This window comes from Ruegeria sp. BC5, assembly GCF_056539205.1.
In genome coordinates this window covers 20781-41857 of sequence record NZ_JBQFUN010000010.1, presented here as the reverse complement: position 1 = coordinate 41857, position 21077 = coordinate 20781, and the positions used below count along the sequence as shown (strand labels likewise).

The window sequence follows — 21077 nt, the reverse complement described above, 5'->3', positions numbered from 1 at the left end:
CTCCTTAGCGGTGGCCAGTCTGAAGCTTGCGCTCCAGATACATGGAATAACGGGACATGGAGAAGCAGACGACGAAGAACAGAACGCCGATAAAGGCGAACAGCTCCCAGTAGACGCCGTTCCAGGCGGTATCGGCGCGGATGCCGTTGGTCAGGCCAATCACGTCGAAAAGACCGATGATCGAGACCAGCGTGGTATCCTTGAAAATGCCGATAAAGGTGCTCACGATGCCCGGGATCGAGATTTTCAGCGCTTGCGGCATGATGATCAGCCGTTGGGCCTGCCAGTAGTTAAGGCCCAGACTGTCGGCCCCTTCGTACTGACCACGCGGCAAGGCTGCCAGACCACCCCGGATCACCTCGGCCATATAGGCGGCCGAGAATAGGGTCATCATGATCATCACTCGCAGGATGATGTCAAAATTGGTTCCCGGCGGCAGGAACAGGTTCAACAGCAGCGAGGCCACGAACAGCAAGGTGATCAGCGGCACGCCGCGAATGAACTCGATAAAGCCTACGCACAGGTATTTGACGATCATCAGATCGGACTGCCGACCCAGCGCCAGAACGATGCCAATTGGCAGCGAGACACCAATGGCCACAACACCCAACAAGATTGCCAGCATAAAGCCACCAAAGTCGCGGCTTTCGACCGGCGCGATACCAACGGGAATCACTGAATCGATCGCAACAGCAACCGGTCCAGAGGCAAACAACCACCAGAGTATCGGCAATCCAATCGCCAGAATCAGCGCCATCAAGGAACCTGCGGCGGGTAGCGCCAGCTTGTATACAAAGTACCCAATGGCGAACCCAGCAGCGACCATCAGCGGCCCCCAAATGCTTCCACCCCACATCAGCCAAGGCAGCAGGAACGGATAGGCCGCCGTTACGAACAACAGCTTACGCGGCACTTTGGTGAACAACACCGGCGCAATAGCAACCAGCAACAGGATGAAGGTCAGGTTCGGCCGGAAATAGGCCGGCCAGCCGCCCGATTCAGGTGGGTTAGACCACGTCGCGTCCGGATGCGCCGGATAAGGCGGATAGAACCCGTACAGCAATTGCAGCCACCGGTCCTTGATAACACCCCAGCAGGCATGGCCATGAGTATCACCCCATGTCGCCATCATGATCTCGCGACATTCCGACAGAGAATTGGCATTCCATACGGATTCGAACGTCCATGACAGGATGTTGGACAGCACATAGTAGATGAAGAACAGTGAGAAGATGGTCAGGATGGCGTTGAGCCAGCTTGAGAACAGGTTATGCCTGATCCATCCCAGCACACCGACCTCGGATGCGGGTGGTGCCTGCTCCGGCAACATTTCCGTGCGGACAAATGAAACATCACTCATATTACCGCTCCACCAGTTTGACACGGTTGTTGTACCAGTTCATCACCGCCGAAATGCTCAGCGAGATGGACAGATAGACCAGCATCAGCAGCAGAACGCATTCCAGCTCGCGGCCGGTCTGGTTCATGGTGATGCCACCCAAAGTACCCGTGATGTCCATATATCCGACCGCGATCGCCAGCGACGAGTTCTTGGTCAGGTTCAGATAGTTCGAGATCATCGGCGGGATAATCACCCGCAACGCCTGCGGCAGGATCACCAGACGCATGGTCCGGCCAGGGCGCAGACCCAGTGCGGATGCGGCCTCGGTCTGACCCTTCGAAATTGCCAGAATACCGGCGCGAACGATCTCGGCGATGAAAGCCGCAGTGTACAGCGACAGGGCCAGCCACAACGCGATCAACGAGTTCCGCATATGGGTGCCACCGGTGAAGTTAAAGCCTTTCAACTCAGGGTAGCCTAAATGAAAGCCCAGCACCGTCAGCAGAATAATCGACGGAACGAACAGCAAGCCCAGCTGGATGTGCCAGATGGTCGGACGGTCACCCGTCTTTTCCTGCGTCGCATTGGCCCAGGCCGACACTTTGCGCATTGCGAAGATGCTGCCGCCAAGAACGATCAGGAAGGCGATGAGGTCCAGCGAAACATCGAACCGCAGGCTCGACGTGCCGAACAGGTGAATATCTCCCAACCCGCGCGAAAACAGGAATTCGGGGATATAGACCCCGCGATTGGTCACAGCGACTGTGCCGAACAGATCCATAGTGGCTTCTGGGTTTTCACCCCGGAAGGCGCGCGGTGCCGGCAGGCTTTCGATCAGAATGGCCATGGCGAACACGATCCAAAGCAGCACTGGCACGTTGCGGAACATTTCGACATAAACCGTCATGATCCGCGCGATCAGCCAGTTATTCGACAGGCGCAAAACACCGACCATAACGCCAATGATCGTTGCCGTGATACAGCCCAGAACTGCGACAACCAGCGTGTTTAGCAGGCCTATGAACGCCGCACGCAGATGGGTATCGCGCGAGTCGTATTCCAGCAGACGCTGGTTGATGTCATAGCTGGCCGGTTCGGCAAAAAAATCGAACCCGACTGTTCTGCCCAGTGTTTCGAGGTTCTGAATGGTGTTGTTGATAATCCAGGCTGCCAGAAGCATGAAACCGATCATCGCTATGACCTGAATGGTCGCAGATCGGTACCGCGTATCGTAAAGGAGCATGGACAGCCGGAAGTGCTCCTTCGGCGGGTCAGTGAGTGTCGTCATGACCTATGTTTTTCCCCGTGCATCCCGGTTTATGGCAGAGTTTGCTTCTGCTCAGATCGTTCCGGGCGTGTTTCTTATGGAAGGAAAAAGGGCGCAGGTTGCCCCGCGCCCTTTTCCGTGGTTTTTAGCGGAAGGGCGGTGCGTAAAGCAGGCCGCCATCGGTCCACTGTGCGTTCAGGCCGCGTGCCAGACCGATCGGGGTTTCCTCACCGATGTTCTTGGCAAACACTTCACCATAGTTGCCGCCAACTTTGATCGCGCGCTGTGCCCAGTTCGCGTCCAGACCCAGCATCTCACCCAGCGTACCTTCGGTACCCAACAGGCGGTTTACCTCTGGGTTGTCGGTGGCACCGCTGGACATCTCGTCGATGTTCGCCGAGGTTACACCCAGCTCTTCCGCCGCGATCAGTGCGTTGAGGGTCCAGCGGACCACATCGCCCCATTCGTGATCGCCATGACGGACCAGCGGGCCCAGCGGCTCTTTCGAGATGATTTCGGGCAGGATCACGTGATCACCAGCGTTTTCAAAGGTGGCACGAGTTGCCGCCAGGCCAGATGCGTCGGTGGTATAGACGTCACAGGCACCAGCCAGATACTGCTGCTGCGCTTCGGCGTTGGTTTCGATCGGAACCGGCTCATAGCTCATGTTGTTTATGCGGAAGAAATCCGCCAGGTTGAGCTCGGTCGTAGTGCCGGTCTGGATGCAGACCGTCGCGCCGTCCAGTTCCTTGGCCGAGCTGACGCCCAGAGCCTTGGGAACCATGAAACCCTGACCATCATAATAGTTGATGCCGACGAATTCGAACTTCAGGTCGACGTCGCGGCTGAAGGTCCAAGTGGTGTTGCGGGCCAGCATGTCGATCTCGCCCGAAGCCAGCGCGGTAAAGCGTGTCTTACCGGTGGTCGGAATGAATTCTACAGCGGTCGGATCGTCCAGAACGGCGGCTGCAACGGCGCGGCACACGGCCACGTCAAAGCCCTGCCATTCGCCATTGGCGTCCGGGCTGGCAAAGCCGGGAACACCGGTCGCCACGCCACAGTTCAGTTTGCCGCGCGCCTTGACATCATCAGCAGTCCCCGCCGCAGCCGCACCAGCAGCCAGGCCGGCGATGGTTGCCACGCCCAAGATTACGGATTTTTTCATTTTTACCTCTTCCTGATTTCCCGTCCCTATCCAGAGACGGCTCTGTCCGGCACCTTTGGCACCAGAAAGGTTTCCCCAAAGGTGTCTCCCCTTTAGTGGGCACGAGTTTGGGCGTATTCATAAACAAACGTCAAGGCCCGGATCAGGGAAAACGATGAGTCAATTCAAAGATGACTCGTTCGACGTTGGAAAATCAGGCTGTAAGGGATCAAATCGAGAGGTCAAAAAATCTTTTTGCGTGCAAAAAGGCCGCCTTTTTGGTTTCCGCTACGTCAAATGCCTCATCGTCGTGGCCCCATTGCTCAATCTGCCAAATTTCATCCAGCCTGGACATTTGCCAGATTTCTTCAACATTGCGCCAGTTCAGAGCAGTCGCAAAACCAAGGACAAGCGAGCCTGACAAGCTGACAAGATCATGGAATGCGGCCAGTTGAAAATCGTTAAGCTGATGAACACGCAGCTTTAGGGTGTTCAAAGCCTTTTCCGATTGCGGCTGATGCAGCACACCAGCCACGGGCAACAGCCGCGCAGATAGCACCTCGGCCGCCCAGTCCAGGGCCGGATCCCATTGCTCGGCCTGACGTTTTTGCAACTCTTGCGGGTGTGCCGCGCGGTAACACAGCAAATCCGAATCCCCATAATCGGCCAACATGTCCGCAACCTCGGCGTGTTGATGGTGGACCTTGTCGATGGCAGCGTTGGCCGATCGTGTGAATGGCATGACTCGCGGGTCGATCTCTTTTTCTTGCGCGTCCCATTCAGCGGCAACCTGTTCGGCCATAGCGTGTGTGGGCAGGATCAAGGCTGCCTTAGCCGGAGTTTTCACCCGCCGTCCGTCCAATTCGACAGTGAATCCCCCTTCGGCATCGACCACGGCACTTTCGGTCCAAAATCGCTTGGGTTTCCAATCGCTCATGTTGTCAGGTCCAGATATCGTCCAGCGCTTGCGGCAGCTGGTCAAAGGTTTCAATTACACAGGTCGCACCGTCCAAAGCGGACCGGTCGTGATAGCCCCAACTGACACCGATGCCCGTCACCCCGGCGGCGCGGGCCATGTCCATGTCGAATCTTGTGTCGCCAATCATGACCGTGTTGGCCGCGTCCACCCCGGTTTCACTGCGCGCGGTGTCGATCATCGAAGGGTGCGGTTTCGACGGGTGGTGATCCGCAACCTGCCGGGTCACGAAATACCGCTCCAGCCCATGCGCCTCGATCAGTGCGTCCAGCCCGCGCTGGGATTTACCGGTGGCCACGCCCAACAATACTTCAGGCACTGCGTGCAGCGTCTCAATGGCATCCCGCGCGCCAGGATAGAGAGGAGAGCTTGCAGCGCCCTTTTCAAGACGGTGCGCGTGATAGGCTTGTTTATACCCCTCGACCAGGCACTGCTGATCGCTGTCCGAATGTTCTGGCGCCAGTTGTGCCATCGCGTTGGGCAGGGACAGACCAACAATGGACAGAATTGCGTTGCGGTCAGGCACCGGCAGGGACAGCGCCCGAAAACTGGTGGTCATCGCCGCGACGATGCTGCCCTGGCTATCGACAAGGGTGCCATCCACATCGAACAGCACCAAACGCAGCGGTGCGCTCATTGCAGTTCCTCGAAGGGATCATCGGCGGCCAGATCCTCGGTCCATCCAAAGGTGTCCCAGCTGTGTTTCATGTGATCCGGCAATGGCGCCGTAATGGTGATGGTCTTGCGCGTGGTGGGATGCTGGAACGAGGCCTGCCGTGCGTGCAGATGCAATTTCTTGCTGATGATACCGCCCAGTTGCGCGCCCCACCCGTCACCAAGGTTTTCCTGACCCGAGCCGCCGTATTTGCCATCGCCGATGATGGGATGCCCAATTGCGGCCATATGCGCGCGCAGCTGATGCGTGCGGCCCGTGATCGGCTCCATCGCCACCCATGCAGCGCGTCCAGCCACCCGGTAAAGCGTGGCATAGAGCGTGTGCGCCCGTTTCGCGCCCGGCGTGTCGTTGATTTCGTTCAGATGCACGGGGATCATCTTTTCACCCTCACCGTGCTTGCCGTGGCCCGCGGCTTTGACCAGCCCGGTCTTGATCTCACCCAGATAGGGCGTCGGCACCCCGGCCACCAGGGCCCAGTAAATCTTGCGCGTATCGCGGTGACGGAAGGCGGTAGTCAGCCCTTTAGCCGCCTCGCGCGTGCGCGCCATCAGCAATACGCCCGAGGTGTCTTTGTCCAGCCGGTGCACAAGGCGGGGGCTCTCGTCATATCCAAACTGCAGCGCCTCGGAAAGGCTGTCAACGTGGCGCGTCTGGCCACTGCCGCCCTGCACCGGCAGGCCTTGGGGTTTGTTCAGCGCCAGAACGTCATCATCGCGATAGATGACGCAGGACTGGATCATCTTGGCGTCGGCGTCCGAAATACGATGTTTGACCTCGGCAGGTTTGTGATCGGCATCGGGCAAAGGCGGTACACGAACGACCTGACCAGCCTCAAGCCGGGTCGAGGCTTTCACCCGCCCGCCTTCAACCCGCAGCTCGCCCTTGCGGCACATCTTTTCGATGCGCCCCTGGCTGACATGGGGAAACAGGCGGCGCAGCCACCGGTCCAACCGCTGGTCGCCGTCACCTTCTGCCACGGTGATCATCTGTACGCCGCTCATGCCGATATCCCCTGCGTCGCGCGACGTGTCCGCGCGCTAAGCCTGTCTGTACGTGTCCTAGAAAACATGCGCGTCTGTGGCCTGCTGCACCGCAAGAGTCAAGCCGACCTTACCCGTTGCGCTGGGCCCGCAGCTTGGCAAAATAATCCAGCCGCTTTTTCAACTCGCGTTCGAACCCACGTTCGACCGGCTGATACAGTTCAGGCCGGTCCATACCGTCAGGGAAATAGTTCTGACCCGAAAAGCCATCTTCGGCATCGTGGTCATAGGCATAGCCCGCGCCATAGCCCTGATCCTTCATCAACGAGGTCGGCGCATTCAGGATATGCTTGGGAGGTGGTTCGCTGCCCGATTGCTTGGCCAGCCGCATCGCCGCCTTGTAACCGACGTAAGCGCCGTTCGATTTGGGGGCCAGGGCCAGGTAGACCAGCGCCTGTGCCAAGGCCAGTTCCCCCTCGGGGCTGCCCAGCCGTTCATAGGTCTGCCATGACTGCACGCAGATCGCCTGTGCCTGCGGGTCGGCCAGACCGATATCCTCAACCGCCATCCGGGTGATCCGCCGCGCCAAGTATCGCGGGTCTTCGCCCCCCGTCAGCATCCGCGCGAACCAATAAAGGGCAGCGTCCGGATCTGACCCGCGGACCGATTTGTGCAAGGCTGAGATCAGGTTGTAATGCTCATCCCCCGATTTGTCGTATTTTGCTGCACGCCGCATCAACCGGGTCGACAGCGCATCCGGGTCCAGCGGCGCATCGACCTTCCACGCCGCGATCTGCTCGATCAGGTTCAACAGCGCACGCCCGTCACCATCGGCCATTTCCTGCAACGCCTCACGTGCAGGCCCGGTCAGCGGCAATGCGCGGTCCAGCTCTTTCTCGGCCCTTTGGGTCAACCGTTCCAGATCGGTCAGGCTGAGCCGTTCCAGCACCAGCACTTGCGCCCGGCTGAGCACAGCAGCATTTAGCTCAAAGGACGGGTTTTCGGTCGTGGCCCCAACCAGCAGGATCGTCCCATCCTCCATATGGGGCAGGAACCCGTCCTGCTGGGCTTTGTTGAAACGGTGGATCTCATCCACGAACAGCAGCGTGCCCTGCCCGTTCTGGCGGCGGATCTTGGCGGCTTCGAACACTTTCTTGAGGTCCGGCACGCCAGTGAAAATTGCGCTGATCTGAACGAAATGCAGATCGGTTTCCTGCGCCAGCAGCCGCGCGATGGTTGTTTTTCCCACCCCCGGCGGCCCCCAGAACACCAGACTGGATAAGCTGCCCGAGGCTAGCATGACCCCCAGCGGCGCATCTGGGCCCAGAACCTGTTCCTGCCCTATCACCTCAGCAAGTGTTTGCGGGCGCAACCGATCCGCCAGCGGCCGATGCGCAGGCGGTGCGGGCGCGGCGGCCCCGGTGTCGAACAGATCGCTCACGCGTTACAACCGGAACCGCAGGGAAACCGAACGGCCACCGCGCAGGATGTCAAAATTCAACCTGCGCCCCGGATCGGTCAGCGCATCGACTATGTCTTGCGGGTGGTCGATCTGCGCGCCGTTGATGCCATTAACCACATCACCCACACGCAGCCCAGACCGCCCTCCGTATCGGTCTGCGTCCACCACAACAACGCCGGTTTGCGACAGCACCAGCCCCAGCCGCGTGATGACCGCCGGATTAACGCGTGAGACCGTCAACCCAGGCATGACCGTCTGGTCATCCAGTGTGGTCTCGTCGGCTGACGGGGTCTCAGGTGCCCGGACAAGGGCTACTTCCAGATCCGAGCTTTCCTCGCCGCGCAACCGGGTCAAAACCGATGTGCCGCCGACACCCGCCACCGACATGCGGAACTTCATCTCGGCCGGAGAGTTCACTTCATCCCCGTCTACGTGGGTTACCACGTCACCTACACGCAGACCTGCATCGGCAAGCGGGCTAAGGGGGTGCAGGTCAGAGATTACCACACCCAACGGGATCACCAGACCCAGCGACTCGGCGATATCGGCGCTCATATGCTGACCTGCCATTCCCGCCCAAGGGCTGACGAAATGGTCATTACCCTCCTGCGCTTGCCGCAGGAACTCGGCCACTAAATTGGCCGGGATCGCAAATCCAATGCCGTTTGATCCGCCCGAGCGGGTCAGAATGGCCGTATTTATCCCGATCAGATCCCCGTTCACGTCAATCAGCGCCCCACCCGAGTTTCCCGGATTGATCGCCGCATCCGTCTGGATGAAATAACCGCGCGCGTTGCCGGTCGCAGCCCCGGTCCGGGCCAGCCCTGAGATGATGCCCGACGACACGGTCTGTCCCACCCCGAACGGGTTGCCGATGGCCAGCGCCAGTTCCCCCACCGCGACTTGATCGGAATCGCGCAGTTCCAGGAACGGCAGATCGTCAGCCTCTTGCAGGCGCAAAATGGCGATATCGCTTTCCTTGTCACCCAGTACCACCTGGGCCGAATACTCTCGCCGATCCGTCGTCACCACGCGAATTTCCGTGGCAGTACCAACCACATGGTAGTTCGAAACGACGTAACCATCCTGCGAAAGGATTACGCCGGACCCCAGCGAGTTCTGCACTCGCGGGCGCGGCTCGGCCGAGCCGCCGCCAAAGAAATCCCGAAAGAACGGGTCCGAGAAAAACGAGTTGGCCCGTCCCTGCCGCACGATCTTAGCATAGATGTTGACGACCGCCGGTGAGGCCTCTTTGACCACCGGGGCGAAACCCAACGATATCTCGGCTTGTGATTGCGGCACGCGGGTGTCCGCAGTGGCTACCGAGGCGCATGCGAAGGAAAGAGCGATAAGTGTCGCGCGGAACATATAGACCTCAACTTGCAGAGTTGCGTTGGATATGCGCCCGCGCGAAACGTAATGCAAGCTTCCGGTGACAGTCAGTTAAGAGGAGCGTTCAACCGCGTACCCTTGGTAATGATCCCGCCGCGATTGCCAACATCAATGGTTCCGTAGCGCTGCTTGAACACCTCAGGCAATTCGCGGTCTCCCTCGGGGGATAACCAAAGTCGGAACAGATGACGCCGCTCGTCCGGGTTCGGCCAGTCGGTGAACCCTGTCCGGTCATGCAGCTGGGAATGATTATAAACGAACTGCATGTCTCCGGGCTGCAGCCGCATGGTCAGGTACATTTCTGGATCATTTGCTAACGCATCAAACCTGTCCAAAGCCGCGACATGGTCGGGTGTCAGGCGCATGGCATCAGGAAACCTTTGCGCGCTATCGATATACTGGCGCTGGTAGAACACGGTGAGCTTGCCGTCGTGCCAGCAAAATGGAGGGATCGTCATGAATGGTTGCATGCCTTCCGGCACTTCGCCCCGGCGATCGGTCGCGATGGGGTCGAACAAACGCTGCAGCAGGTCGGGGCACTCGGCACGCATTCGATTATAGATGGTTTCGGCACTGACCAACAGTGAATCCCCGCCCTCTTTGGCGTCACGCAAACATAGCAGCCCGACGATATCGGCGCTGTCCGTGTGAAAGGTCTGCCGCTCGTGGGTCTGGTAAATCCGCGTGTTCGGGTCATTGGCATCCGCGCCAATGTCACGGACATGCCCTAGAATGTGGCCCTGAGCGTTCTGTGAGCGGGCAGACCCCAGATGTGCCCCCGCCCCGCAGAAAATAGCCGCTGCCATCTCTTGCGTGTACGATTGCACCGGAAGGCCCCGGACTACCTCAAATCCGATCCCATTGATCAATTTGTCGCGCAGATGTTGCAGATGGCCGTCAAACCGTTGTAACGGAAAATCCGCTTTTGAAATTTCCCCGATGTCGCGCCCCAAGCTCAGATAGTGACGGGCAGCTTGTTCAAGATCGGCGATGTCCTCGGGCGAAAGGTCGACAATCCATTCATGCTCGCGAGCGCTCATCTGTTGTCCGGTCCAAGCGGAAGGTCCTGTGAATTCACTGGGGATCTCGGATATTTCCGTCATCATCTGTACTCCACACATATTTTTCAGGATAACGCGGGAAAGATGGTTTTTCATTGCCGTAAATCGCCGGAAATGACGTTAGTTAGACGATAGACCTGTACTGTCCGCCTGCAAACAGGTGGCGCACGCATCATTCAATCGGCGACCAATCCTGACCGGGATCGTAGGACGTAAAATCCGCAGTTATTTCCAGTGTTTCGGGGCCAAAATCCGCCTCGAAAACAATTCCGTTTTCGCCCACAAGGAATGAATGGATACCGGTTTCACCATATTCGGCTGGAACTGCCAACAGGGCGTGCCCGGCGACAAACCTATCACCGACAAAATAGGAATAAGCGCCACCCGGTGCATTTGGACCCTGCTCTTGTAGGATAGTATAGTAATACCCTAGGAAGGGCTCGGCCTCGTAATCAACCTCGCCATCACTCCAACCCGAAGCGGCAGCGCGGGCCAGTGCTGCACCGACAAAGCTGTCTTCTTCGGGCCAGAACAACCCGTTTCTGACGCCTGGATCCGCAATAATCGTCTGAGCAAATTCCATAACGCCATCACCATTGTGATCGACCAGCCTGAACGCAGCCTGAAGATCGACGTAAGCCTCAAGCAGTTCGATCACGTCCAGTTCGTTCAAGCCAATCTCGCGCGCCGAAAGTTCCTCGATGCCGGCTTCGAGATCGAATTGCCAGCCGTCTTCGCCTCGTGAAATGGGGATCGGGAATGGCCAGCTGTCTTCGCCCAACAAAAGAACGACGCCGTCCTCGTCGGGCTGAAATCGGTAACCCTCGGCGTACATGGCAAGTACTTCCTGCCGCCTTTCCTGATCCTCGACAGGATCACCTGTCCCGATCAGGTCTTCCGCCTCGGGCCCAAAAATCTCCAGCAACTTGCCTTGGTCATCCGCCCTCAGAGCATCAACAAAGGCATCAAGGGCAGTTTGCGGCGTGTCGAACCGAACCCCATCTGAAACTGCCGCACCCGCAGTTGCGGTAAGAAAAATAATGGAAAACACCGAATTACGCATCTTACCGTCTCCGCTTGCCTTTGGCGGCATGGCCGCGATTGGACGCGCTGTGGGTTCTTTTCCCTGACGCCTTTTTCTTCATCGCCTGCCCCTTGGAGGCCTGTGGCTTGCGCTGAGCCGCTTTCTTGGCCTGAGGCTTCTTGGCAGCTTGGGGTCTTTGTTGGACAGGCTTTTTCGCAGTCTCCGGTCTTTGCTTGGTACGCTCGACGGCTTGCTGCTTGGCTGCGGCCTTATCCCGGTCGACATTGCCCCGGTTCACCTGTGGCAGGTCTTTCTTTCCACTGTCCCGGTTGGCAAGCGCACCGCCAGCGACGGCTCCTGCGCCCGCTCCGGCGGCAACCGCTGCTGCCCGCTCACGCGAAGCGCCATCCCGACTAATATCGGCAGCACCAGATTCGCGGCTCAGTTTCGCGCGCAACTCATCTGTGCGTCCTTCGGGACGGTTCACTGGCAGATCGCCACGGCCACTTTCGGGCCTTTTGTGGTTCGAGATTTTATCCTGTGCCTGTTTTTTGCGGTCAGGATCGGGTTGCCATCCGATGTCCGTCCGGTCCCCAAGATCAATGTCCCTGTCGATATTGACGTTGCGGTCGACATCAATGTCGATATCGGGGTTCCTGATGATGGGTTGACCATTCCATCCGCCACAATTCCGACAGCCCCAATAGTCGTACCAATCATCATCGTCGTCAAAAATTTCGTCAATTAGTGCGACCGTTCCAAAGGTCAGTAACGCCGCACCAACCACATCCCCTGTCGATGGACCGGTATAAACTGTTTCGGGGTTGTATTGCGGCACATATACCGTCTCGGTGTTTGTGGGCGTGATGACTACTGTTTCGTCTTCGGCCACTTCAACTGTTTGTTCAGGGCCTGAAACTAATGCGCCACTGTCGATCGCCTGGTCCCGCATCACCTGAACAGCGTCCATCACATCGTCGGACTGGGCCAGCATCGCGGTACCCATGGTTTCGGTCCAGTCAATATGAGTGGCCATCTGCCCGACAACTTCGGGAAACGCCGTTGCAAGAACACTGACCGAAGGATCCCAGCCCATGGCATCGATTTCCGGCTCCAACTCAGCGGGGTCACGGTCGGCGTTGTCCAGCAAGAAACGCTCGGCCTTTACAATTTCCAACGGCTGGGTAGCGGCGACAAATATCTGGATAAGCAACGTGTCTGGATAAAGAGCGACCGGTGCAACCAATGTTTGCAGCTCGGCATCTGTCAACAGATCAGATTGATCAGTTGACGTTTCTTCGGCCGCGGGATCATTGGATGTTTCCTGAGCATAAAGCGCGGTTGATGCGCCAATACCGAGCATAAAAATCAGATACCTAAACATATTGCGATCCTTTAATTTCTTAAAGGATCACCCAAGATTGCGATTCTGGCAACAGGAGGACCAGTTGGCCGCTTGGTCCGCGGAATCAAAAACCCCCGCGTCCGGAGACACGGGGGTCAGAATTCAGAAAGCCGGGCTTTCTTATTCTTCGTCTGCAGCCTCTTCGGCGGCAACGCGGGCCTTGTCGGCCGCGCCTTTGGCGTCGACGTCGCGATCCACGAATTCGATGATCGCCATCGGGGCCATATCGCCATAGCGGAAGCCAGCTTTCAGAATGCGGACATAACCGCCCTGACGCTCGGCATAGCGGGGGCCCAGAACTTCGAACAGCTTTGCGACGTATTGGTCTTCTTTCAGCTGCGATGCGGCCTGGCGGCGGGCGTGCAGGTCTCCGCGCTTGCCCAGGGTGATCAGTTTTTCAACGATCGGGCGCAGTTCTTTTGCCTTCGGCAGAGTCGTTTTGATCTGCTCATGCTCGATGAGCGAGCCAGCCATGTTCGCAAACAGCGCCTTACGGTGCTCATGTGTACGGTTCAGGCGGCGGTAACCACGTGCGTGACGCATTTTCTAGTTCCTTCTTTCGCGTTTTGCTTTGTCTGGCCGGCGATGCGTGTCACCGGCTCTCCTTGGGGCGGAAGTGCCCTTGTTGTCCCCGGCAACCCATTTTCGGGCCGGGCATTGGAGAAGACGCGTTTAGAACGCGTCTTCGAATTTCTTCGCCAGATCTTCGATGTTGTCGGGCGGCCAGTCCTCGACATCCATGCCGAGGTGCAGACCCATGCCGGACAGCACTTCTTTGATCTCGTTCAGCGACTTGCGGCCGAAGTTCGGGGTGCGCAGCATCTCGGCTTCGGTCTTCTGGATCAGGTCGCCGATGTAAACGATGTTGTCGTTCTTCAGGCAGTTTGCCGAACGGACAGACAGTTCCAGCTCGTCCACTTTCTTCAGCAGCAGCGGGTTGAACTCCAGACCATCGTCCTCGTCCTGGCGGCCAGCCGATTCCGGCTCGTCGAAGTTGACGAAGATCGACAGCTGGTCCTGCAGGATACGAGCGGCAAAGGCCAGCGCGTCTTCCGGTGTGATCGAGCCATCGGTTTCGATCTTCAGGGTCAGCTTGTCATAGTCCAGAACCTGACCTTCACGGGTCGGCTGAACGTCATAGGCAACCTTTTTGACCGGCGAATAGATCGCATCGATCGGGATCAGGCCGATAGGTGCGTCTTCTGGCTTGTTCTTTTCAGCCGAGACGTAGCCTTTGCCGGTGTTGACGGTCAGTTCCATGAACAGGTCAGCGCCATCGTCCAGGTGGCAGATGACGTGATCGCGGTTCAGAACCTCGATACCAGCGCTTTCGCTGATGTCGCCGGCAGTGACAACTGCGGGGCCTTTCGCATTGATCGACAGACGCTTGGGGCCTTCGACTTCCATGCGCAGGGCAACCTGCTTGAGGTTCAGGATGATGTCGGTGACGTCTTCACGAACGCCTGCGACCGAGGAGAACTCGTGCAGGACGTTGTCGATCTGGACGCTGGTGATGGCCGCGCCTTGCAGCGAGCTCATCAGAACGCGGCGCAGCGCGTTGCCCAAAGTCAGACCAAAGCCACGCTCCAGAGGCTCGGCAACCAGAGTCGCCTGACGTGCAGGATCGTTGCCCGGCTTGCCTTCCAGCTGGGTCGGCTTGATCAATTCAGCCCAATTCTTATGGATCATGTAATCCCTCCATTCCTGTCCGCGCCCCATGACCAACAAGGTGCAGACGCCCGAGGTTCAAAATGACGTGCTGGGGCCGTGCAAAAAACACAGCCCCAGCTCAATTCAAAATCGCTTAGACGCGACGACGCTTCGGCGGACGACAGCCGTTGTGAGCGATCGGAGTCACGTCACGGATCGACGTGATGTTGAAGCCCACAGCAGCCAGCGCGCGCAGAGCCGATTCACGACCCGAACCGGGGCCCTGAACTTCGACTTCCAGCGTCTTGACGCCATGTTCCTGCGCCTTCTTGCCTGCGTCTTCTGCAGCCATCTGAGCGGCGTAGGGTGTCGATTTCCGCGATCCCTTGAAGCCCATGGTACCAGCAGACGACCACGAGATGGCGTTGCCCTGTACGTCCGAGATCAGGATCTTGGTGTTGTTGAAGGTCGAATTCACATGGGCGACGCCCGATGCGATGTTCTTACGCTCTTTGCGCTTAACGCGAGTCTTATCACGTGCCATCAGTCAGACCCTCCCTTATTTCTTCTTACCAGCGATGGCCTTTGCGGGGCCTTTGCGGGTACGAGCATTGGTGTGGGTACGCTGACCGCGAACCGGCAGGTTGCGGCGGTGACGCAGACCGCGATAGCAGCCCAGGTCCATCAAGCGTTTGACGTTCATCTGAACTTCACGGCGCAGGTCACCTTCGACGGTGAAGTTGGCGTCGATGTGCTCGCGGATGGCCAGAACTTCGGCGTCGGACAGTTCGTTAACGCGACGGGTCGCGTCGATACCTACGGCTTCGCAGATCGCCTTGGCCGAAGTGTTTCCGATACCGGTGATATATGTGAGGGCGATAGGTACCCGCTTTGCAGTCGGGATGTTTACGCCGGCAATACGTGCCACGTGTCACTTTCCTTTTCGTTGCGGTTCCGTAACTCCAGAACCTTTTTTCACAACGCTTTACCGTGGCAGTGAGGCCAGAGGGTTCAGCATTATTCGAGGTGGTCGGGACAATTGGGACGAATCCCGCATGCAGTCTTGATTCCCTTTAGGGATGGGGGTCGATATGGGCTTTTGGCAACGCCGTCAAGCCCATATTGATATCAGCCAAGGATCGCCTCAATCGACGCGGTGACTTCCTTGATATCCGCCAGTCCGTTCACGGGGCGCAGATCGCCCTTGGCGTAGTAATAGCCGATAAGCGGCGAGGTCTTCTTGTAATATTCCATCAGGCGCGTACGCAGGCTGTCTTCGTTGTCATCTGCACGACGCTGGAAGTCATTTTCCTTACCGCAATTGGTGCATTTACCATCCGCAGGGATTGGTTTGGTGATGTCGTTATAAACCTCACCACACCCGCCGCAGGTCGAACGCGCCGTAATACGGCCCACCAACGCATCGTCATCGACGCGCATTTCGATCACTGTGTGCAACGACTGACCCAGCTTGGTCAGCAACGCTGCCAGTGCATCGGCCTGCGCCAGCGTACGGGGGAAGCCGTCAAAGATGAAACCGGCGCCTGTTTCGGTGGTCAGCTTCTCTTCGATCAGGCCGATCACGATCTCATCGGTGACCAGCTTGCCCGCATCCATGATCGCCGCAACCTTTTGCCCCATCTCGGTGCCCGAGGTCTTGGCCTCGCGCAGCATGTCGCCCGTGCTTAACTGAACCATGCCGCGTGTTTCAACCAGGTGGCGCGCCTGCGTCCCTTTACCGGCCCCCGGGGGCCCAAGAAGAATGATGTTCATCGACGAGAGGGTCCCTTCCTGCCGCGTTTCTTACCTTTGCCGCGCAGTTGGGACTTTTCAATCAGCCCTTCGTATTGGTGCGCAAGCAGGTGGCTCTGAACCTGTTGGATCGTGTCCATGGTCACAGAGACGATAATCAGAACCGAGGTGCCTCCGAAATAGAACGGGATGGCAAACTGGCCCCGAAGGATTTCAGGTAGCAGACAGACCGCCGCCAGATAGGCCGAACCCAGAACGAGCACGCGGTTAACCACGTATTCCAGATACTCGGCGGTTTTCTTGCCCGGACGGATACCCGGCACAAAACCGTTCTGCTTTTTCAGGTTGTCCGCCACATCGTCCGGTTTGAACGACACGTTGAACGTATAGAAATAGGCAAAGAACACGATCATCGAGGCGAAAAACAGCAGGTACAACGGCTGTCCGGGGCCAAAGTTGGCTAGCAGCCACGACATCACCGGCCCGTTGGTCGCACCCGACGAGAAGGTCGAGATCGTCACCGGCAACAGAAGCAGCGAGCTTGCAAAGATCGCCGGGATAACGCCCGCCGGGTTCACTTTGACCGGCAGGTGGCTGGAACCACCTTCATAGATCTTCATACCGGCCTGACGGCGCGGATATTGGATGTGGATCTTGCGCAAGGCCCGCTCCATGAACACCACAAAGGTGATCACGGCGATAACCATCACGATCACACCCACGATCACTGCAGGGCTGATCGCACCGCTGCGTCCGCTGGCAAAGAACTGCGCCAATGCGGCCGGAACCTCGGCAATGATACCGACGAAGATGATCAGAGAGATACCGTTACCGATGCCACGTGCGGTGATCTGCTCACCCAGCCACATCAGGAACATTGTGCCGCCAACCAGCGTAATCATGGTCGACATCCGGAAGAACATGCCCGGATCGGTCGCCAGATCACCCGATTCCAGCGATACGGCCAGACCATAGGCCTGAACGGTGGCCAGAGCCACGGTTCCGAAGCGGGTATACTGGTTGATTTTCTTGCGTCCCTGCTCGCCCTCTTTCTTGAGCTGTTCGAGCGCGGGAACCATAGATGTCAGCAGCTGCACAATGATCGAGGCTGAAATGTAGGGCATGATGCCGAGGGCAAAGATACCCATCCGTCCCAGCGCCCCGCCAGTAAACATCGAAACCATGCCGCCGATGCCCTGCCCCGCCTGCTCCATGAATTCGCGCAGGGCCTGCCCGTCGATCCCCGGCACCGGAATAAAGGTGCCCAGGCGATAAACGATCAACAAACCCAGCGTAAACAGGATGCGGTTGCGCAGATCGGTGGCTTTGCCAAGGGCAGACCAGCTTGTGTTGGCTGCCATTTGTTCTGCTGCTGATACCATAAATCGGTCTCTCTTATGAAAACACCGCCCGGAACCGTTTTCCGGCTCGGGCGGCGTCTGGGAAAACTCTGAGGACTATGTAAGCGGGTCTTTGCCCGCTCACAAGCGCTTACTCTGCCGCAGCAGCTTTTGTGACCGTCAGTGAACCGCCCGCTTTTTCGACTGCCTCAACGGCAGCTTTCGAAGCACCGGTGACTTCCAGGTTCAGCTTGGCGCTGATTTCGCCCTTGGCCAGAACGCGGATGCCGTCCAGCTTGCGACGAACCAGACCGGACGCAACCAGCGCGTCCTCGGTGATCGCAGCTTTGGCGTCCAGCTTGCCGGCGTCGACGAATTTCTGGATCAAACCCAGGTTGATAACGGCGAATTCCTTGCGGTTCGGCTTGTTGAAGCCACGCTTGGGCAGGCGCTGGTACAACGGCATCTGGCCGCCTTCATAGCCATTGATGGCCACACCCGAACGGGATTTCTGGCCTTTGATACCACGGCCACCCATTTTACCTTTGCCGGAACCGGGACCACGGCCAACGCGGGTGCGTTTCGGTGTGGCGCCAGGATTGTCGCGCAATTCGTGCAGTTTCATATCGCTTCTCCTTAGCCGGATGTGACCCCCGAAGCGTGATGGGCCAACCACGGCATTTCTTGGTTTTGATTCGTATGGCGCAAGGCCACCGCAGGCGTATAGGCCCGTTGACCTCTCTTGGCAAGCCCGCGGAAGCGTACCGCGCTAGTCCTCGGCTCCACCCGCCTTTTCAGCGGACCCTTTATGCGGCCGGATGGGGGCTGCAAGTGGGTCGATACCGTGCTTCTCGACCAGTTTGCCCACCAGACTGTTCGGATCGGGTCTGCCGCCATATTTGGTCCGCATGATCGCTCGCATCCGTCGACCGTATAGATGGATCGAAACCGTATCCTCTTTCATGTAGTGGTCGATTCTAGCATTCGGCCGGGCCAGGGCACGGCGGCGCGTGAAGTTCAGCGGATAGAAAACGTGCTCGGGCAGCGCATATTTGATCTCACCCGTCTGCTTCAGTGCCCAGGTAAACGCCCGTGGCCCCCACACCCCCCAGAACACCTCAGGGACGTTTACCGGCGCTCCGTTCTGCAGCGATTCTTCCAGCGGCTTTCGGTGCCTCGGAGGCAACCACGGCGGAATGAAATAAGGATCATTGGTTAGCTCAATCAATTTGCCCAGTGTATCACTATCCTGAGGTAGAGCGAGCACGCCTGTGGCCACCTCACCTTCGAGCCGCCCATAGTAATGGCCGTTGGGTGTCGAGAAAGGCTTCAGACAGTAAGCATCGGTATCTGCCCAGATCAAATCCGCTTCTTGCGCCAGCAGTCGATACCGGAACTTGTCCGAATGAGGTGCCGGGCTTCCGGTTCGGCCATGAGTCACAAACTCGGAATCGGGCAGTACCTCACGCGCATCGCGGTGCTCGACCCCATCGGGGATGTTTGTGACGTTGTCATAAGTATAGAGGCGCACACTTTGTCCTGCGTCCAGGTAAGACTTGATGCAGAGCTGTTCCAGGAAACTCAGGGGGCCTTCGACCCACAGCATTCCAATCTGATATTCACGCGCCATACTAAGTCTTTCCGCCAAATTGAACCGAGCATAAAAGTCGCTTTTCTGGCGTGTGCCTTATATGCGGCGTCCTCGCAATGCGCCCGGTCAAAAAACTTCAGCGCTGTGACGCGATAGACTCTCAAACAAAAAAGCGGCGCCAAACGGCGCCCCTGAATTCGTGGATCAGTTTGCTGTGTTACGAGCAGTAAACGTGATCATGCGCGATGTCTTTGATATCGCAGCGGCGCACACCGATATCGTTCAGTTCGCGGTCGGTCAGGCTTTGTAGTTCCGAATAGGTGCGATTGAATTCTGCGCGCAGGGCGTAAGCCTCTTTTACCTTTGCTGCAAAGTCAGCGATGCGAGCAAAAACGGTGATGCCGTGAGTGGTTGTTGCTGTATAAGCCATATCTGAATTCCTTTCCTGATCGGGGCGTATTCCCCGATGTTTTCTTGTGTGTTCCTTGTTTGGACAGGGATCAGATAGGAGTGTTCGGTATCGCTAACAACGAAGATTTCGGTCTAGCCGCTATGCGTGCATTGAATAGCTATGCGGGGCGCTGTGCTTAATTGGGACCTTTACTGGCTTCTCTGCTTTCGCGCACTTCTTCTGCGGGCGGTCATCGCCCGGCCATCCCGAATACTAAGCCCCATCAACGTCAGATTGGTGGCGCCAGCGATCAGTTCAACGACTTGCACAATATAAAAGCTGGTGTCGAATGATCCTGCGTTTGCTTTTGCGCTAAGGTAGATGGCGGCGGGAACAAGGATGAGAAGTCCGTTCATCGCTATGATCGGCATCCGTTTCTTCTTGGCGAGCGCCTGGACATCTTTGCGGCGACGCCCAAGAGACATGCCGGATGCACCGACAATCACCATTGCTGGCACCAGAATAAACAGTCCGCTGACGATCATGGATTTTACCGCGGCGACGGTCGCATGGGTTGCAAATAACTCGCTGTACAAGGTGGATGTCCAGAAAACGAGGATTGTAAGAAAACCTAATACTCCGGCGATGGGGTGGATGGTTCTTAACATGTTGCTACTCCGGTTATCGCATCAGGCGACGCAGTGGTTTTCAACTGCGAGCTTTCGAACAAGATGTGGCCGCGCCACAGCACTATCTGGATAGTCCGCGATCCGTCGCTGAAATTCGGGATTGGTAAATGCGTCGCGGAAACTTTGGACGTCCTGCCAGATCGCGTAGTTCACAAAGGTCGAACTGCCAGCGATGCCCTGATGGAGTTGTGTAGAAATATATCCTGGCTGAGATTTCATGAAATCTGCATCATGCGCCCAGGCCTTCAGCAGCGCCTCTTTGTCTTTGGCGTCCACTGTGAACAGGTTGATCAGCACTACCGGACCTTCTTCGGTCTGCATCTGATCTGCCAGCGTGACGATATTGTCCAACTCTTCAATACGAGCCATTTCGATTCCTCTCAATTCTTCTCCATAGCAAGCTATATATTATTGCATAGCTTGCTATGCAAGTGTAAATCTTGAACATGAACTTTGAAAAAGAAAACTCGGCCGGATACCTGGTCAATCACATGGCGCGGTTGTTTGCGAAGGAATTGCAGCAGCGCATTGCGCCCTTGGGCATCGTTGTTGGGCAATTTCCGATTTTACTGCAGCTTTGGCTCAAAGACGGCGTGACGCAAAAAGAACTGCTGGGCAAAATTGATGTCGAACAAGCGACCCTGGCGAACACGCTCAACCGAATGGAACGCGACGGCTTGATCAAAAGAACAAAGAACCCCGCTGACGCCAGAGCCCAAATGATTTGGTTAACTGAGAAGGCCACAGCAATTCGAAACAGCGCCTATGAGTCTGCTCAAAGCGTAAATGCCGAAGCCCTACAGGTGTTAAGTGAAACTGAACAGGCACGTTTCATGAACTATATGCGCCGTGTAATAGAAAAAATGCGTTCAGATTGAACTGACACCATATCGATTAAACTAAGAGACCGTCATAACCCTTAAATGATAAAACGC

At 57.4% G+C, this 21077-nt stretch carries 23 protein-coding genes; 1 reads left to right on the top strand and 22 read right to left on the bottom strand.

The features are described 5' to 3' along the window. Positions 1-4: 4 nt before the first annotated feature. The 22 genes from ACR0LY_RS18270 to ACR0LY_RS18165 all read right to left on the bottom strand — a co-directional run bounded on the left by ACR0LY_RS18270 (position 5) and on the right by ACR0LY_RS18165 (position 20511). The gene (locus ACR0LY_RS18270) at positions 5-1360 is read right to left on the bottom strand and encodes an amino acid ABC transporter permease (RefSeq protein WP_170351659.1); all 1356 of its coding nucleotides are present in this window, start codon (positions 1358-1360) and stop codon (positions 5-7) included. Position 1361: 1 nt separating this feature from the next. Next, a complete protein-coding gene (locus ACR0LY_RS18265; protein WP_170351660.1) occupies positions 1362-2630 on the bottom strand; it encodes an amino acid ABC transporter permease in 1269 nt (422 codons plus the stop codon). Positions 2631-2754: 124 nt separating this feature from the next. Then, a complete protein-coding gene (locus ACR0LY_RS18260; RefSeq protein WP_170351661.1) occupies positions 2755-3774 on the bottom strand; it encodes an amino acid ABC transporter substrate-binding protein in 1020 nt (339 codons plus the stop codon). A 208-nt stretch (positions 3775-3982) separates the two neighbouring features. Next, positions 3983-4690 carry an ATP12 family chaperone protein gene (locus ACR0LY_RS18255; RefSeq protein WP_425081872.1) on the bottom strand — a complete coding sequence of 236 codons (708 nt, stop codon included), beginning with the start codon at positions 4688-4690 and terminating at the stop codon, positions 3983-3985. Positions 4691-4694: 4 nt separating this feature from the next. Beyond that, on the bottom strand, positions 4695-5366 hold the full coding sequence (locus tag ACR0LY_RS18250) for an HAD-IA family hydrolase (protein WP_480567428.1): 672 nt from the start codon (positions 5364-5366) through the stop codon (positions 4695-4697). Beyond that, positions 5363-6406 carry an RluA family pseudouridine synthase gene (locus tag ACR0LY_RS18245; protein ID WP_480567426.1) on the bottom strand — a complete coding sequence of 348 codons (1044 nt, stop codon included), beginning with the start codon at positions 6404-6406 and terminating at the stop codon, positions 5363-5365. The genes ACR0LY_RS18250 and ACR0LY_RS18245 overlap by 4 nt, the downstream gene beginning before the upstream one ends. 109 nt (positions 6407-6515) lie before the next feature. Further along, positions 6516-7826 carry a replication-associated recombination protein A gene (locus ACR0LY_RS18240; protein WP_170351665.1) on the bottom strand — a complete coding sequence of 437 codons (1311 nt, stop codon included), beginning with the start codon at positions 7824-7826 and terminating at the stop codon, positions 6516-6518. A 3-nt stretch (positions 7827-7829) separates the two neighbouring features. Beyond that, positions 7830-9215 (bottom strand): trypsin-like peptidase domain-containing protein, encoded by a 1386-nt coding sequence (locus ACR0LY_RS18235; protein WP_170351666.1) that lies wholly within the window; start codon positions 9213-9215, stop codon positions 7830-7832. 71 nt (positions 9216-9286) lie between these two features. Further along, positions 9287-10279, bottom strand: a complete 993-nt coding sequence (locus tag ACR0LY_RS18230; protein ID WP_254429609.1) for a TauD/TfdA family dioxygenase — start codon at positions 10277-10279, stop codon at positions 9287-9289. A gap of 193 nt (positions 10280-10472) precedes the next feature. Continuing rightward, positions 10473-11363, bottom strand: coding sequence for a DUF2950 family protein (locus tag ACR0LY_RS18225; RefSeq protein ID WP_170351667.1), 891 nt, complete (start codon positions 11361-11363; stop codon positions 10473-10475). 1 nt (position 11364) lies between these two features. Beyond that, on the bottom strand, positions 11365-12708 hold the full coding sequence (locus ACR0LY_RS18220) for a DUF3300 domain-containing protein (protein WP_170351668.1): 1344 nt from the start codon (positions 12706-12708) through the stop codon (positions 11365-11367). Between the two features lie 141 nt (positions 12709-12849). Beyond that, positions 12850-13272, bottom strand: coding sequence for a 50S ribosomal protein L17 (rplQ, locus tag ACR0LY_RS18215; protein ID WP_170351669.1), 423 nt, complete (start codon positions 13270-13272; stop codon positions 12850-12852). Positions 13273-13401: 129 nt separating this feature from the next. Further along, positions 13402-14418, bottom strand: a complete 1017-nt coding sequence (locus ACR0LY_RS18210) for a DNA-directed RNA polymerase subunit alpha (RefSeq protein WP_058276312.1) — start codon at positions 14416-14418, stop codon at positions 13402-13404. 115 nt (positions 14419-14533) lie between these two features. Further along, the gene (gene rpsK / locus ACR0LY_RS18205) at positions 14534-14923 is read right to left on the bottom strand and encodes a 30S ribosomal protein S11 (RefSeq protein WP_008757289.1); all 390 of its coding nucleotides are present in this window, start codon (positions 14921-14923) and stop codon (positions 14534-14536) included. Between the two features lie 15 nt (positions 14924-14938). Beyond that, positions 14939-15307, bottom strand: coding sequence for a 30S ribosomal protein S13 (rpsM, locus tag ACR0LY_RS18200; protein WP_058272383.1), 369 nt, complete (start codon positions 15305-15307; stop codon positions 14939-14941). A gap of 200 nt (positions 15308-15507) precedes the next feature. Beyond that, positions 15508-16152 carry an adenylate kinase gene (locus tag ACR0LY_RS18195; protein ID WP_170351670.1) on the bottom strand — a complete coding sequence of 215 codons (645 nt, stop codon included), beginning with the start codon at positions 16150-16152 and terminating at the stop codon, positions 15508-15510. Next, a complete protein-coding gene (gene secY / locus ACR0LY_RS18190) occupies positions 16149-17513 on the bottom strand; it encodes a preprotein translocase subunit SecY (RefSeq protein WP_058283501.1) in 1365 nt (454 codons plus the stop codon). Before secY ends, ACR0LY_RS18195 begins: the two co-directional genes overlap by 4 nt. 109 nt (positions 17514-17622) lie before the next feature. Continuing rightward, complete coding sequence (gene rplO, locus ACR0LY_RS18185) at positions 17623-18096, bottom strand: 50S ribosomal protein L15 (protein WP_170351671.1); 474 nt, start codon at positions 18094-18096, stop codon at positions 17623-17625. 144 nt (positions 18097-18240) lie between these two features. Continuing rightward, positions 18241-19101, bottom strand: coding sequence for a hypothetical protein (locus tag ACR0LY_RS18180; RefSeq protein ID WP_254437437.1), 861 nt, complete (start codon positions 19099-19101; stop codon positions 18241-18243). A gap of 178 nt (positions 19102-19279) precedes the next feature. Continuing rightward, positions 19280-19492 carry a DUF1127 domain-containing protein gene (locus ACR0LY_RS18175; protein WP_170351672.1) on the bottom strand — a complete coding sequence of 71 codons (213 nt, stop codon included), beginning with the start codon at positions 19490-19492 and terminating at the stop codon, positions 19280-19282. Positions 19493-19662: 170 nt separating this feature from the next. After that, the gene (locus ACR0LY_RS18170) at positions 19663-20121 is read right to left on the bottom strand and encodes a hypothetical protein (RefSeq protein ID WP_170351673.1); all 459 of its coding nucleotides are present in this window, start codon (positions 20119-20121) and stop codon (positions 19663-19665) included. Positions 20122-20142: 21 nt separating this feature from the next. Next, positions 20143-20511, bottom strand: coding sequence for an antibiotic biosynthesis monooxygenase family protein (locus tag ACR0LY_RS18165; RefSeq protein ID WP_170351674.1), 369 nt, complete (start codon positions 20509-20511; stop codon positions 20143-20145). Between the two features lie 77 nt (positions 20512-20588). On the opposite strand from ACR0LY_RS18165, the gene ACR0LY_RS18160 reads away from it, so the two are divergent. Continuing rightward, positions 20589-21020, top strand: coding sequence for a MarR family winged helix-turn-helix transcriptional regulator (locus ACR0LY_RS18160; RefSeq protein ID WP_170351675.1), 432 nt, complete (start codon positions 20589-20591; stop codon positions 21018-21020). Positions 21021-21077 lie beyond the last annotated feature (57 nt).